The 13,043-nt window shown below is 55.8% G+C and carries 13 protein-coding genes and 3 tRNA genes; 4 read left to right on the top strand and 12 right to left on the bottom strand.

The window, feature by feature from the left end; all coding sequences use genetic code 11:
* Nucleotides 1–58: 58 nt before the first annotated feature.
* The 9 genes from ACWWD9_RS09120 to ACWWD9_RS09160 all read right to left on the bottom strand — a co-directional run bounded on the left by ACWWD9_RS09120 (nt 59) and on the right by ACWWD9_RS09160 (nt 5,258).
* Entirely contained in the window at nt 59–457 is a 399-nt protein-coding gene (locus ACWWD9_RS09120; RefSeq protein WP_455866857.1) for a PsiF family protein, read from the bottom strand.
* Between the two features lie 226 nt (nt 458–683).
* A tRNA-Gly gene (locus tag ACWWD9_RS09125) sits at nt 684–759 on the bottom strand.
* Nucleotides 760–765: 6 nt separating this feature from the next.
* Nucleotides 766–839 (bottom strand) — tRNA-Cys (locus tag ACWWD9_RS09130).
* A 69-nt stretch (nt 840–908) separates the two neighbouring features.
* Nucleotides 909–984 (bottom strand) — tRNA-Gly (locus tag ACWWD9_RS09135).
* A 57-nt stretch (nt 985–1,041) separates the two neighbouring features.
* Nucleotides 1,042–1,611 carry a CDP-diacylglycerol--glycerol-3-phosphate 3-phosphatidyltransferase gene (gene pgsA / locus ACWWD9_RS09140; RefSeq protein ID WP_013441840.1) on the bottom strand — a complete coding sequence of 190 codons (570 nt, stop codon included), beginning with the start codon at nt 1,609–1,611 and terminating at the stop codon, nt 1,042–1,044.
* A 42-nt stretch (nt 1,612–1,653) separates the two neighbouring features.
* The gene (gene uvrC / locus ACWWD9_RS09145; RefSeq protein WP_013441839.1) at nt 1,654–3,456 is read right to left on the bottom strand and encodes an excinuclease ABC subunit UvrC; all 1,803 of its coding nucleotides are present in this window, start codon (nt 3,454–3,456) and stop codon (nt 1,654–1,656) included.
* 127 nt (nt 3,457–3,583) lie between these two features.
* Nucleotides 3,584–3,766 carry a tautomerase family protein gene (locus tag ACWWD9_RS09150; protein ID WP_013441838.1) on the bottom strand — a complete coding sequence of 61 codons (183 nt, stop codon included), beginning with the start codon at nt 3,764–3,766 and terminating at the stop codon, nt 3,584–3,586.
* Between the two features lie 72 nt (nt 3,767–3,838).
* Entirely contained in the window at nt 3,839–4,840 is a 1,002-nt protein-coding gene (locus ACWWD9_RS09155; RefSeq protein ID WP_455866858.1) for a cation diffusion facilitator family transporter, read from the bottom strand.
* A 118-nt stretch (nt 4,841–4,958) separates the two neighbouring features.
* On the bottom strand, nt 4,959–5,258 hold the full coding sequence (locus tag ACWWD9_RS09160) for an EF-hand domain-containing protein (RefSeq protein WP_041362073.1): 300 nt from the start codon (nt 5,256–5,258) through the stop codon (nt 4,959–4,961).
* Nucleotides 5,259–5,436: 178 nt separating this feature from the next.
* Here ACWWD9_RS09160 and sodC point away from each other — a divergent pair, with 178 nt between their 5' ends.
* From sodC to ACWWD9_RS09180, 4 genes are all read left to right on the top strand, one after another.
* On the top strand, nt 5,437–5,958 hold the full coding sequence (sodC, locus tag ACWWD9_RS09165; RefSeq protein WP_455866859.1) for a superoxide dismutase [Cu-Zn] SodC: 522 nt from the start codon (nt 5,437–5,439) through the stop codon (nt 5,956–5,958).
* Between the two features lie 18 nt (nt 5,959–5,976).
* Nucleotides 5,977–6,822, top strand: a complete 846-nt coding sequence (locus ACWWD9_RS09170; protein WP_455866860.1) for a 23S rRNA (adenine(2030)-N(6))-methyltransferase RlmJ — start codon at nt 5,977–5,979, stop codon at nt 6,820–6,822.
* Between the two features lie 84 nt (nt 6,823–6,906).
* Nucleotides 6,907–7,446, top strand: a complete 540-nt coding sequence (locus tag ACWWD9_RS09175) for a TIGR00645 family protein (protein WP_455866861.1) — start codon at nt 6,907–6,909, stop codon at nt 7,444–7,446.
* A 106-nt stretch (nt 7,447–7,552) separates the two neighbouring features.
* Nucleotides 7,553–8,188 carry a hypothetical protein gene (locus tag ACWWD9_RS09180; protein WP_013441831.1) on the top strand — a complete coding sequence of 212 codons (636 nt, stop codon included), beginning with the start codon at nt 7,553–7,555 and terminating at the stop codon, nt 8,186–8,188.
* Nucleotides 8,189–8,191: 3 nt separating this feature from the next.
* Here ACWWD9_RS09180 and ACWWD9_RS09185 read toward each other — a convergent pair whose 3' ends face one another.
* The 3 genes from ACWWD9_RS09185 to ACWWD9_RS09195 all read right to left on the bottom strand — a co-directional run bounded on the left by ACWWD9_RS09185 (nt 8,192) and on the right by ACWWD9_RS09195 (nt 12,378).
* On the bottom strand, nt 8,192–8,701 hold the full coding sequence (locus tag ACWWD9_RS09185) for a DUF3016 domain-containing protein (RefSeq protein ID WP_455866862.1): 510 nt from the start codon (nt 8,699–8,701) through the stop codon (nt 8,192–8,194).
* Between the two features lie 134 nt (nt 8,702–8,835).
* Complete coding sequence (gene acnB, locus ACWWD9_RS09190; protein WP_455866863.1) at nt 8,836–11,400, bottom strand: bifunctional aconitate hydratase 2/2-methylisocitrate dehydratase; 2,565 nt, start codon at nt 11,398–11,400, stop codon at nt 8,836–8,838.
* Between the two features lie 279 nt (nt 11,401–11,679).
* Nucleotides 11,680–12,378 (bottom strand): S24 family peptidase, encoded by a 699-nt coding sequence (locus tag ACWWD9_RS09195; protein ID WP_041362071.1) that lies wholly within the window; start codon nt 12,376–12,378, stop codon nt 11,680–11,682.
* Nucleotides 12,379–13,043 lie beyond the last annotated feature (665 nt).

Consider the following 13,043-nt stretch of genomic DNA (forward strand, 5'->3'; position numbering starts at 1 on the left):
TGTACCCGGCTGCGCGCCGCACATGAAAAAAGCCCGATCAGGATCGGGCCGGAATTTATTATTGGGGAGAAGCTGAGAGACAGCTTTTCATGAACGCCTTGCGCGCGTCGCCAGTCAGGGATTTGGCACTGGCATCCGCATTACAGGTTTTCATTTTTTCTTGCTGGGTGGGAGGAGTCGCTTTTGCGCTCAGACAACTCTTCATGAATGCCTTGCGTTCGTCCCCTGCCAGCGATTTGGTGCTGGCATCGGCATTGCAGGTTTTCATCTTGAGCTGCTGCGCTGACATGGGGTCAGCACTGAGGCAGTTTTTCATGAAGGCTTTGCGGGCATCACCAGCCAGGGACTGGCTGCTTGCCTCATCGTTACAGGATTTCATTTTTTCTTGCTGGGTACCGGCGTAAACCGTTGTCATACCCATGCAGATCAAGGCCATGGCGGCCAGTGTATTCTTCATGCTTCCCCCGTTATTGTGTTAGGCGCATTACTGCTGCTGTTTATCACAACACCCCATGCAGTAGTATGCCGTATTGCGGTAGCGATCACCACCGGCATGCGCCTGTGCTTGAATATTAACCGAAGCATGCGGCAATACACAATCGGGATCATGGAGAATGCAACTGCGGGGGAAACGGGGAGCGTAAATGCAAAAAAGGGAAAGCATTTCTGCTTTCCCTTTTACCTGGAGCGGGAAACGAGTCTCGAACTCGCGACCTCAACCTTGGCAAGGTTGCGCTCTACCAACTGAGCTATTCCCGCATGTACTGGAGGCGCGAGCCGGAGTCGAACCGGCCTAAACGGCTTTGCAGGCCGCGGCATAACCGCTTTGCTATCGCGCCATCGCGCCGGAGTTCAATCCGGAGCAAAAAAGGGAAAGCATACATGCGCTGCTTTCCCTTTTTTTAATCTGGAGCGGGAAACGAGTCTCGAACTCGCGACCTCAACCTTGGCAAGGTTGCGCTCTACCAACTGAGCTATTCCCGCATCGAAAGAAGGCGCCATTTTAAGGATTTTCGGGGTTGTGTCAACACCCGCTGCGCCTTATTTTCTCTCTTTCATGCGGGGCCAGGCAGCCTTCAAATAGTAAGCCATTGACAGCAATGTCAAAAATGCCGCGATCCACACCAGCACGGTGCCAACGAGTTGGATATCCAGCCCGGCGATTGGGTCGTGATAAAGCAAAAACAGGATGGCCGCCATCTGCACGGTGGTCTTGAACTTGCCGATTTGCGCCACGGCCACGCTGCTGCCCTCGCCCATGCCCGCCATCCATTCACGCAATGCGCTGATGGCGATTTCACGGCCGATGATAATGAAGGCGATAACTGCGCCTACGCGCTCAAAGTCCACCAGCACCACCAGCGCGGCGGCCACCATCAGCTTGTCGGCCACCGGGTCCAGAAATGCGCCAAAGGCCGAGGTCTGGTTGAGCTTGCGGGCGAGGTAGCCATCAAACCAGTCGGTCAGCGCTGCCAGCGCGAACAGCACCGCTGCGCTGAAGTTGACCCAATGTGCCGGGATCACGCTGACTGGCATATAGAAGATGCCGACAAAAATCGGAATCATCAGGATGCGGGTGACAGTAAGCGTATTGGGTATATTCCAATGCATGAATGGGGTCGCCTTTTTTGCTCAGAGAATGCGTTGTTATTGTTAATGTAATTCGTCGTATATTTTTTGCGCCAGCGCCGGGCTGATGCCTTCCACCTGCGCCAGTTCATCGGCACTGGCATTCTTGACACCATCCAGCCCGCCAAAGCGGGTCAGCAGTCGCTGGCGCCGCTTGGCGCCAATGCCGGCAATGTCTTCCAGGCTGGAGTGCATGCGGGCCTTGCCACGCCGCGCACGGTGGCCGGTAATGGCAAAGCGGTGCGCTTCATCGCGTATCTGCTGCAACAGATGCAAGCCCGGGTGATCATTTCGCAAGCCCACCGGCGTATCGCGATCCGGGAAGAACATCTGCTCCAGACCCGGCTTGCGTTCCTCACCTTTGGCAATGCCCACCAGCTGGATGTCCGGCAAGCCTACTTCATGCATGACTTCCACCGCAACCCCAAGCTGCCCTTTGCCGCCATCAATAAACACCAGATCCGGTAGCAGCCCCTCGCCTGCCGCGACCTTTTTATAGCGGCGCGTCAAGGCGTCGCGCATGGCGGCGTAATCGTCGCCCGGGGTGATGCCTGTGATATTGTAGCGGCGGTATTCCGAATTCTGCATGGCGCCACGGTCAAACACCACGCAGGAGGCAACGGTGGCCTCGCCCATGGTGTGGCTGATATCAAAACATTCAATGCGCTCGGTGCTCTCAGGCAAATCCAGCGCTTCGCGCAGCGCCACCAGACGCGCCTGCTGATTGGCATTGGCGGCGCTACGCTGCTCCAGCGCCAGCTCGGCATTGGTTTGCGCCATTTTCAGCCACACGCGCTTGTCGCCGATGGGATTGGTGTTGATCTTGACCTTGCGCCCTGCCTGCTCGCTCAGCACCTCCTCCAGCTCCGCTGTCTCCATGCCCTCGACCCCGACAATAATCAGCGGCGGCGTATTCTGCGGCATGTAATGCTGTTCCAGAAAAGCTTCAGCCGTCATGCGGGCATCCGCGCCTTCGGCGTTCTTGGGGAAATGGCTCTTGTCACCCAGATGGCGACCGCCACGTATCATCACCAGATTCACACATAGCTGCCCATGCAGCTCGGCGCAGGCAATCACATCAGCATCGCTGATGGTAAAGTCGCTGACGAACTGCTTGGCCTGCACCTGCCGCAGGCTTTGCATGCGGTCACGGTAAACCGCGGCCATCTCGTATTCCTGCTCCTCAGCCGCCTGCATCATCTTGTGGCTGAGCTCATCCATCACCTGCTGTTCACGCCCCTGCAAAAACAGGGTGGCATGGCTGACATCGCGCTGATAATCCTCTTCCGAAATAAAGTTAACGCAGGGTGCGGTGCAGCGCTGAATCTGGTATTGCAGACAGGGACGCGAGCGATTGGCAAACACCGTGTTTTCACAGGTGCGCAGGCGGAAGACTTTTTGCAGCAACTGTATGCTCTCGCGCACCGCCACCGCATTGGGGAACGGGCCAAAATAGCTGTTGCCCTTGCGCTGCGTGCCGCGGTGAAAAGCCAGGCGCGGGAACGCATCGCCGGTCAGCGTGATGTAGGGATAGGACTTGTCATCGCGAAACAGCACGTTGTAACGCGGCATGAAGCTCTTGATGAGATTGTTCTCAAGCAGCAAGGCTTCGGCTTCGGAGCGGGTGACGGTAGTTTCGATGCGCGCAATTTGAGACACCATCATGCGCGTGCGCGGGCTGGGCAGATTCTTCTGAAAATAGGACGACACGCGCTTTTTAAGGTCGCGCGCCTTGCCCACATAGATCACCGCATCTTCAGCGTTGATCATGCGGTATACGCCCGGCAGATTGGGCAGGTTTTTCAGTATGGGTTTAGGGTCAAACATAGATTCAGCTAAGGGCCAGCCTGGATGGGTTAAGCAGAGACAGTTCAGCCCGCATGGACACCAGCGGCGGCGGTCACGCCACCATTAGAGCGGGCGGAACTCACCGCTAGCGGTATGTGCAGGGCAATTACTCGTCTAGCAGTTTCCCGGCGATCGCCCAGTCTTCATATTCCACTTCGTCAAACGTGATGTAGGTATAGCTGGCGGGCTTGTTCGCCACGCGCTCCATGGTCTTGGTCACTTCTTCAGCAATTTTTGCTTTTTGTTCACGGCTCAGTGGGCCGGCATGCTTGATATTGATGTAAGGCATTTTATCCTCCTGTTGCGTGTTGAAGATTTGCGGTGACAGGAGGAAGCCCTCCCGTCCATGGTCAATCCCAGCTCAGGCTGGCTGCCCGGCCTTTTTGGTCAGCCAGCAACCGACCTTGCCAGCATTGAGCGCCGCCACCGTTTCAGGCTGCAAAGTCACATGCTCGATGTCAAAGCGGTCATGCAATAGCGTGCGTATGGCGTTCAACACCTCATGCCATTGCTCCATGTCGTCCAGCACAATATGCGCAGACAAGGCACTCACCTCGGAAGACAGCGACCAGATATGCACGCTGTGGACCTCTTGCACTTCCGGCACGTTCTGCAGGGCGCGCGTCACGTCCTGAATTGAAATATGCGAAGGCACACCTTCCATCAGCACATGCAGCACTTCGCGCAGCAAACGGAAGGTGGAGAACAGGATCAGGGCCGAAATCAGCAGCGACAGTACCGGATCAATCATCATCCAGCCGGTGAAGTAGATGACGGCACCGGCCGCAAGTGCCGCCACGGAGCCCAGCATATCGCCCAGCACATGCAGCAGGGCAGCCTTGTGGTTGACGTTATCCTGATGCTGATGCAGCTGCCTGGCCACCAGCAGATTGACCAGCAGACCGACAAATGCGATGACCATGACCTCCAGGCTATGCACCTGCTGCGGATGTTGCAGGCGCTCGATGGCCTCAAACACGATGGCGCCCACGACCGCCAGCATCACCAGGCAATTCACAAATGCCACAATGATTTCGGCACGCATCAGGCCATAACTGTGCTTTTGCGAGGCGGGCTTGGCCGCAATCCAGGTGCCAAGCCAGGCCAAACCGAGCGCCGCAGAATCGGAAAACATGTGGCCCGCATCGCCCATCAGGGCCAGCGAACCAGAGTACCAGCCCCCTACCGCCTCAACACAGGCGAACGCCAGCGTCAGCAACAAGGGCCATTTCAGGCTGTTACCGGCGTGGGAATGAGAATGCCCATGATGGTGATCATGACGATGTGCATGATCATGATCGTCATGCTCCTCATGATCATGTCCGGGAGCCTGGTGTGCGTGGGTGTGATGGTCGTGTTTCATAGAGTTGCTATGCTAACAGCCTGATATGGCAAATCCAATAACAAAAAGCCTGCAGCAAGGCTGGCCCGGGGCTGCAACGCTAGCTGGACGGTAAAATCACAACGCCAGCAGGTGTGAATCAAGGCGCGGGCGGTGCGCTGATCTCGCCGTCTTTGGCGCGGATACGCGCACGCAATCTATCCTTGGCCGATGCTTTCTCTGCCGGATCAATAAAGCCATCCTGATTGCTGTCTATGCGTTTGAATATTTTTTCAGAAGGCTTGAACTCCGAAGCGCGAAACTCTTGCAGGCTGATGCGGCCGTCGCCATTGGTATCTGCCCGCATGTGGTGCTTTTCCGGAGTCGCACCATCGTCCGCGGCATGCGCCAGAGTCATCAGCAAAACCATAGGAGGGACTATCCAGTAACCGTGTTGCATGCGCCAAATCTCCCAGTGTAATAAAGGGGCCATCCCCAATACGCCCCGCAGGCATAGCATATACCCTAAGACAAACGAACCTGTAGCAATCTGCGTTGACCAATCTACCATGCAATTTTGCCAGCACCAGGCTGCCACCGTCTTATAATATAGCCACTCATCGCCAAGGAGCCCCACCATGAAGATCGTCACCCCCCTGTTAACCGCCCTGTTGCTTTCTAGCCTGCCCGCCCTGGCCGCGGAAAAAATCGTGGTGGTGAATGCCATCAGTGATAATGGCATTGGCAAGATCATTGGCACCGTTAAGCTGAGCGATAGCGAAAAAGGCCTGGTAATCGACCCTGACCTGGGCGACCTCACCCCCGGCGAACACGGCCTGCACATCCACGAAAACCCGAGTTGTGAAGCCGCCGACAAAGATGGCAAGAAAACAGCCGGTCTCGCCGCGGGTGGACATTATGACCCCAACAAAACAGCCAAACATGAAGGTCCGCAAGGCCATGGTCATGCCGGCGACCTGCCTGCCCTGCAAGTGAAGCCTGATGGCAGCGCCACGCAAATACTGATCGCGCCCAATCTCAAGCTTTCCGACGTCATCGGCCGCAGCCTGATGGTGCATGCAGGCGCCGACAATTACAGCGACCAGCCCAAACCCTTGGGCGGTGGTGGCGCACGCGTGGCTTGCGGCATTATTGAATAACAAGGAAACAACAAGCACATGCTGAGTTATCGTCACGCCTTTCACGCCGGCAACCATGCCGACGTGCTTAAACATTTTGTACTCATGCAAGTGCTGCAGTACACCGGCCAGAAGGGCAAGCCCTACTGGTATATCGACACCCATGCCGGGGCTGGAAAGTACGCCCTGGATACCGGCTACGCCACGCAAAACGCTGAATTCGAAAGTGGCATTTCGCGCCTGTGGCAAGCCACCGACCTGCCTGCCCCGCTGGCGGAATATGTGCACCTGATCCGGCAGGAAAATCCGGATGGCAAGCTGCGTCTTTACCCCGGCTCCCCGTCTGTTGCCGAAGCCTGCTTGCGCGAGGAAGACCGCATGCGGCTATTTGAACTGCATCCGAATGACTTCAAGCTATTGCGCCAGACCTTTCAGCATGGCGGACGCAAGGTCATGCTGTTTGCCGAGGATGGATTTGCCGGCATCAAAGCCCTGTTGCCACCACCACCGCGCCGGGCCGTGGTGCTGATAGACCCGCCCTATGAAGAAAAACAGGATTACCAACGCGTGGTAACCGCCCTGCAGGATGCTTTGCAACGTTTTGCCACGGGTACCTACCTCATCTGGTACCCTTTGCTGCAGCGTGCAGAACCCCAGCAGATGATAGAAAAACTCAAGCGTTTGCAATTGGCTAGCTGGCTGCATGTCACGCTCACAGTGCAAAGCCCATCGGAAGAAGGCTTTGGCATGCATGGCAGCGGGCTGTTTATTGTTAACCCCCCATGGACGCTGCCTGCCACACTGCAAGAAACTTTACCCTGGCTGACCGAGTCCCTTAGCCAGGACGACGGTGCCAGCTATACTCTGGAGCATCACATTCCCTGAGAGGATGCAGACTGCATGAGGCCTGTACCCACGCGATTTCAGGCTGCCAGGCCCATACCAATTTTATTTTGACGAGGAACCTTCATGGCGACCGCTAGCAATACCAGTAACACCACCCAAAAGATGCACCCGATGGCGACCATCCTCTTTGGTAGCCGCTGGCTGCAACTACCGCTTTATCTGGGCCTGATCGTGGCTCAAGGCGTGTATGTGTTTCACTTCATGGTCGAGCTTGTGCATCTGGTGCAAAAAGTACCCGACATGCATGAAGCCGACATCATGCTCATCGTACTGGGCCTGATTGATGTGGTCATGATCTCCAACCTGCTCATCATGGTGATTGTCGGCGGCTATGAAACCTTTGTTTCGCGCCTCAATCTCAAAGGCCACCCTGACGAACCCGATTGGCTCTCGCATGTGAATGCCAATCTGCTCAAGGTCAAGCTGGCCACGGCCATCATCGGCATTTCATCGATTCACCTGCTTAAGACGTTTATCAACGCGCCTAATCTCGATGAAAAAACGCTGATCTGGCAAACCATCATCCATATGGCCTTTGTGCTGTCAGCCGTATCGATTGCCTGGATAGACCGCCTGATGACGCACGCAGACAACAAGCACTAAGCAACTGATGTATCTCCTGCAAGCCGCCCACGCGGCTTGCAGTCCATTTGCCGATCAAAAAAAGCGCAGCTGCCGGTAACAGCCGCCACCACGCAAAGGAAGATCCATGACGCCACAGGAAAAAATCGCGTTTGCCGACGACTTTCTCACGCTTTATCTTTCCATGGGCTTGGGCAGCCTGCCCAAACGCGAGATTGATCTGTTTGTGTTTCATGCCCTGATCCAAAGTGCCGAGCACAGGGGCAAATCCAACTACGAACTCGCCAACACCTTTGGCATCTCTGAGACCCGCATCAAGACCCTCAAACTGAATGCCGCCCTGCGTTATAAAGAAATCAATCCACGGGCGATATTGGCACGCGTGGTGGAGCGCCTGATCGCCAGCCAGCAGTTCACCGAACTGAACGAAGGCAAAATTGATATCTCGCTTGAAGACCCGCTGGAGCGACGCGAACTGGAGAACTTCCTGAAAACGCGCGGCCATCATGCCGAATACACCTTGAATCGCGAAGTCTTGCGCATCTCGGCGGCACGTTTGCTGGAACTGATTATGGAACACGCCGAGCGTGCGGGCAGCGAGTTTGACGAGATTATCCGCAGCCAGATCAAGGATCAGGCAGTCTCTGCCCGCATTCTGGCAGGCGCGCCTTCGCTGAAACAAAAACTGGACCGGCTACGCGCTGAAAACCTCAACCTCGCCACCCTCAAGTCACTGATCGCCAAGGCATTCACCCTGTTTTGATGCTTATCTGGGTGGCGAAAATTCGCTCGCCAGCCAGTCATTGATCAGCGCTTTTTCATAGCGCAATGCATCGCTGTCCCGCGCTACTGTCGTCATCTGAAATCCCAGATTGCGCAAGTTTTTCTCGCCCTGCCCAAGGATATGCCCATCAGCATCGCGCCATTCATACTGCAACTTGATACGTGGCGGATACACATCACGCACGATACGCACATCACGCCCCGGGCCACGCCAGGGTTCAAAACTGCCGGCAAGATCAATATCGGTGATGCGGATACTGAGCTGCTGCCCCGCCTGCAAATAGCGCGGGGCCGTGCGCTCGATATATTTCCGTAAAGACGCCAAGGTAGACGCGCTATATCCACCAAAACTGTCATTGCCCGCATCGGTAAACTTCTCGGGCTGAACGAACTCCACCACCACGCCTGCTGGCGGTTCGGCATGCGCATCGCTAACGCCCAACACCAGCAGCGCCATCAGAAGGTATCGCCTGCTTACTCTTTTGAAATTCATGGCATTCCCCCTACCAGGTCACTAAACATAGGACGCTGAAGTACCCCATAAATTCTGGTCCGCGCATAACAAAAAAGCCGCTTTCGCGGCTTTTCTGATTTGACTTCACCAACGTTGACTTCACTAACGTGCTGCTAGATCACCTCGGCAATCGGGATGATCTTTTTGGTGTATTCCGGCATCTGGTCAAAATTGAGGTATTTGTAGATGCTGTCGGCGTTTTTGCTGAGCTTGTCGCCGACAGTTTCGAGATACTCGGCAGGCGTCGGCATGCGGCCCAGACGGGCACACACAGCGGCCAGTTCGGCGGAACCCAGATATACGCGGGCATCCTTGCCCATGCGGTTATCAAAGTTACGTGTACTGGTGGAGAACACGGTGGCTTTGTCGGCCACGCGTGCCTGGTTACCCATGCACAGCGAGCAGCCCGGCACTTCGGTACGCGCACCGGCCACGCCAAAGACGGAATACACGCCTTCGTCGCGCAGCTGGTTTTCGTCCATGCGGGTAGGTGGCGCAATCCACAAGCGAGTGGGTATGCCGCCTGAGCCTTCGAGCACCTTGGCAGCGGCGCGGTAGTGGCCGATGTTGGTCATGCAGCTGCCGATAAACACTTCGTCTATCTTGTCGCCCACCACGGCAGAAAGCGGCTTGATGTCATCAGGATCATTGGGGCAAGCCACCAGCGGTTCCTTGATTTCGTTGAGGTCGATTTCCAGCACGTAAGCGTATTCGGCATCCGCATCCGGCTCCAGCAGGTTAGGGCTGGCGAGCCAGGCTTGCATGGCTTCGATACGGCGTTGCAGGGTGCGGGCGTCGGCATAGCCGTTGTCGATCATGTTTTGCATCAACACGATGTTGGATTGCAGGAACTCAATCACCGGCTCCTTGTTGAGCTTGACGGTGCAGCCATTGGCCGAGCGTTCGGCGGAGGCATCGGCAAACTCGAATGCCTGTTCGACCTTGAGGTCAGGCAGGCCTTCGATTTCCAGAATGCGCCCGTTGAATACATTCTTCTTGCCCTGCTTGCCTACGGTGAGATCACCCTTCTGAATCGCGGCATACGGAATGGCATTCACCAGATCCCGCAAGGTGATGCCGGGCTGCATTTCGCCCTTGAAGCGCACCAGCACAGACTCAGGCATATCCAGCGGCATGGCACCCATGGCAGCGGCAAACGCCACCAGGCCAGAGCCGGCCGGGAAGGAAATACCGATCGGGAAGCGGGTATGCGAATCACCGCCAGTACCGACGGTATCAGGCAGAATCAGACGATTCAGCCAGGAGTGGATCACACCATCACCAGGACGCAGACTCACGCCGCCGCGGCTGGACATGAATTCAGGCAGGCTGTGCTGCAGCTTGATATCCACCGGCTTGGGGTAAGCAGCGGTATGGCAGAAGCTCTGCATCACCAGATCGGCCGAGAAGCCCAGGCAGGCCAGCTCTTTCAGCTCGTCACGGGTCATGGCGCCCGTCGTATCCTGCGAACCCACGGTCGTGATTTTTGGCTCGCAATAGGTACCGGGACGCACGCCCTGACCTTCTGGCAAGCCACAGGCGCGGCCAACCATCTTCTGGGCCAGGGTGTAACCCTTGCCAGTGTCCTTGGGGGCGATGGGCTTGATGAACAGATCAGACGGCGGCAGGCCGAGCAACTGGCGGGCGTTGGTGGTCAGGCCACGGCCGATGATCAAGGGAATACGGCCACCGGCACGGACTTCATCCGGCATGGTCAATGGCGCCAGATCAAAGGTGGAAATCACCTCGCCAGCGGCATTCAGCACTTTGCCATCGTATGGCTTGATGACGATTTCATCGCCGGTATTCATCTGGCCAACATCACATTGGATGGGCAGCGCACCGGAGTCTTCCGCGGTATTGAAGAAAATCGGGGCAATCTTGCCGCCCAGCACAATGCCGCCGCTACGCTTGTTGGGGATATTCGGAATGTTGTCGCCCATCAGCCACTGTACAGAGTTGATAGCCGATTTGCGTGAGGAACCGGTGCCGACCACATCGCCAACATAGGCCAGCGGCAGGCCTTTTTGCTGCAGGTCCAGGATAGTCTGCAAGCCATTGGGCATCTTGTTGACCAGCATGGCCTTGGCATGCAAAGGAATATCCGGACGCGACCAGGCCTCCTGCGCAGGCGACAAGTCATCGGTATTGGTCTCGCCCGGCACCTTGAACACAATGGAGCGAATCTCGGCAGGCAGGGCTGGGCGGTTGGTAAACCACTCGCCCGCTGCCCACGATTCGATCAGCTTTTTGGCATGCGGGTTGCCCGCTTTCATTTTCTCGGCCACATCATGGAAGGCATCAAACATGAGTATGGTCTTGGAGAGCGCCTTGACCGCATCTTCGGCCATCGCGCCATCCAGCAGCTCTACCAGTGCCTGTACGTTGTAACCACCCAGCATGGTCCCCAGCAGCTCAACGGCTTTTGCCGGGCTGACCAATGGCGATGTGGCAGTGCCCTTGGCAATGTCGGCCAGAAAGGCAGCCTTGACGTAGGCAGCCTGGTCTACCCCGGCAGGAATGCGGTTTGCCAGCAACTCGAGCAAGGCATCGGCCTCACCGGCTGGCGGATTCTTCAGCAGGTCAACCAGCTCGGCAACTTGTTCAGCGGTAAGGGGTAAGGGAGGCAAACCGGCATTGGCACGCTCGGCTACATGTTCACGGTAATTTTTCAGCATGGCACTCATTCGAGGATAAGTAATAGATGATGGGATTATACAGTGCGTCGCAAGCCCTATAAATCGTGCAGGCAATCACATGCAAACTATATGCAATAAGTACATGCAATGACTGTGCCTGCCTTGATGCGGCATTCAGATTTTAAAGACGAGCAACATCCCCCCTGCCAGCGTGGCTGCCATGGCTTCAATATGAGACTGCGAGAGGAAACGCCCGGCGCGAATGACCGGGGAGAGACCGTGCCCAGCCGGGGCCATGCCCCAAACTGGTGCCCGCGCTTAGGCTCGGAACTTGCCGAACTTGAAGGGCATGACTTTGCCCACGACTTCAACGTCTTTTGCATTTTCCGCGGAATAGACTTCAATGGGGAAGCCACCGTCATTGTCGTACTTGATGGCAACGCTACCATCGAGGCGCACTTGCACACGCTTGATCGTGATGCGTCCGTGCTGGCGAATGGCGTAAAGCGCATCTCCATCAAATGCATTGCAGCGGATGTCGATGAACACCTCATCACCATCGCTCAACAAGGGCTCCATGCCATCGCCATAAACATGCACCAGCTTGAGGTAGCGCGAAGGCACCCCGCCCAGCCCGGAGTCGGCATTGAGCTCGACCTTTTTAATCAGATGATTTTCATGGATAAGCAGCTGGCTGGACGAAGCATGGTCGGCGCAATAGCGTTCCACGCACAGGCTTTCATCATGAAACACCTCGACCATCTTGGCGCGAGGGACAGATCCAAAAAAATCCGGCCGCGCTTCCAGAAACACACGGATCGCCTCGGAAAGTTCAGGCGGCGGCAGGTATTCATTAAGAATGCCATTGGGCCCGCCCTTGCCATTCACTTGACGTGAAGGCCAGGCTTCTCTTTTTGCCTTGTCTCGGCAGCCGCGAACGGAGTTAGGTAGCCTCACCACCAAATGTTGTGAGAGCAATGCAAGCTCGGATGCGGAAAACCATTGCTTAATGCCCATATGGATTCGTCCCGGTGGATAAAAATGTTGGGAAAATGTTAGGCATGCGTATTTATTTAACTATTTGTTCTATATATTTATTTGTTGGTATTGGTTTTTATTCGTAAAAATTAAGCAGATCGTGTTGACAAGTTGAGAAATATTTCCTAACATTGCCTCACAACCAAAAACGCTTAGATTGCCCAAGGCAAATCAAGCGAAATTAAAACCGCACAGGGGGTGCAATCCGCGTTAGCCCGCGTATATGTGTGATCTATGCCACACATATACCGAGCACGGCCGCTTTCTGATCCCCTGCCATTGACGGTTTTAATCGTTAATTAGATTCATCTCAGCCTGCATATTCTGAGGCTGGGCTGAACGTGGCCTTGCACATCACGATGGCAAGGCAGAACACATCGCCAATGATGTCATGGGTTAAGGGGGCCGCAGCATGCAGATAGACACACGGCAGTTACATGACCGTTGCCTGACCGGCAAACACGCCGTCCTTAGCCTGAATCCATCCCTCATCATACTACCGCCGCATCTGGCTCAAGCCAAAGAGATGCAGGCATTTCATCCGTCTGTTCCCCGCCTCCATTCAGGCAAATATCGAAAACGGCAGCGCTGACATCGCGATGCGCCTCCAGACCTTGATAAACCACATCGCCCATCCCAGTAAA

It is taken from the genome of Methylovorus sp. SPW-M1, assembly GCF_053848825.1.

Bases quoted from the DNA above. Each gene is read 5' to 3' on its own strand.
- ACWWD9_RS09120 (WP_455866857.1), bottom strand. From the start codon at position 457: ATGAAGAATACACTGGCCGCCATGGCCTTGATCTGCATGGGTATGACA.
- pgsA (WP_013441840.1), bottom strand. From the start codon at position 1,611: ATGCATTGGAATATACCCAATACGCTTACTGTCACCCGCATCCTGATG.
- uvrC (WP_013441839.1), bottom strand. From the start codon at position 3,456: ATGTTTGACCCTAAACCCATACTGAAAAACCTGCCCAATCTGCCGGGC.
- ACWWD9_RS09150 (WP_013441838.1), bottom strand. From the start codon at position 3,766: ATGCCTTACATCAATATCAAGCATGCCGGCCCACTGAGCCGTGAACAA.
- ACWWD9_RS09155 (WP_455866858.1), bottom strand. From the start codon at position 4,840: ATGAAACACGACCATCACACCCACGCACACCAGGCTCCCGGACATGAT.
- ACWWD9_RS09160 (WP_041362073.1), bottom strand. From the start codon at position 5,258: ATGCAACACGGTTACTGGATAGTCCCTCCTATGGTTTTGCTGATGACT.
- sodC (WP_455866859.1), top strand. From the start codon at position 5,437: ATGAAGATCGTCACCCCCCTGTTAACCGCCCTGTTGCTTTCTAGCCTG.
- ACWWD9_RS09170 (WP_455866860.1), top strand. From the start codon at position 5,977: ATGCTGAGTTATCGTCACGCCTTTCACGCCGGCAACCATGCCGACGTG.
- ACWWD9_RS09175 (WP_455866861.1), top strand. From the start codon at position 6,907: ATGGCGACCGCTAGCAATACCAGTAACACCACCCAAAAGATGCACCCG.
- ACWWD9_RS09180 (WP_013441831.1), top strand. From the start codon at position 7,553: ATGACGCCACAGGAAAAAATCGCGTTTGCCGACGACTTTCTCACGCTT.
- ACWWD9_RS09185 (WP_455866862.1), bottom strand. From the start codon at position 8,701: ATGAATTTCAAAAGAGTAAGCAGGCGATACCTTCTGATGGCGCTGCTG.
- acnB (WP_455866863.1), bottom strand. From the start codon at position 11,400: ATGCTGAAAAATTACCGTGAACATGTAGCCGAGCGTGCCAATGCCGGT.
- ACWWD9_RS09195 (WP_041362071.1), bottom strand. From the start codon at position 12,378: ATGGGCATTAAGCAATGGTTTTCCGCATCCGAGCTTGCATTGCTCTCA.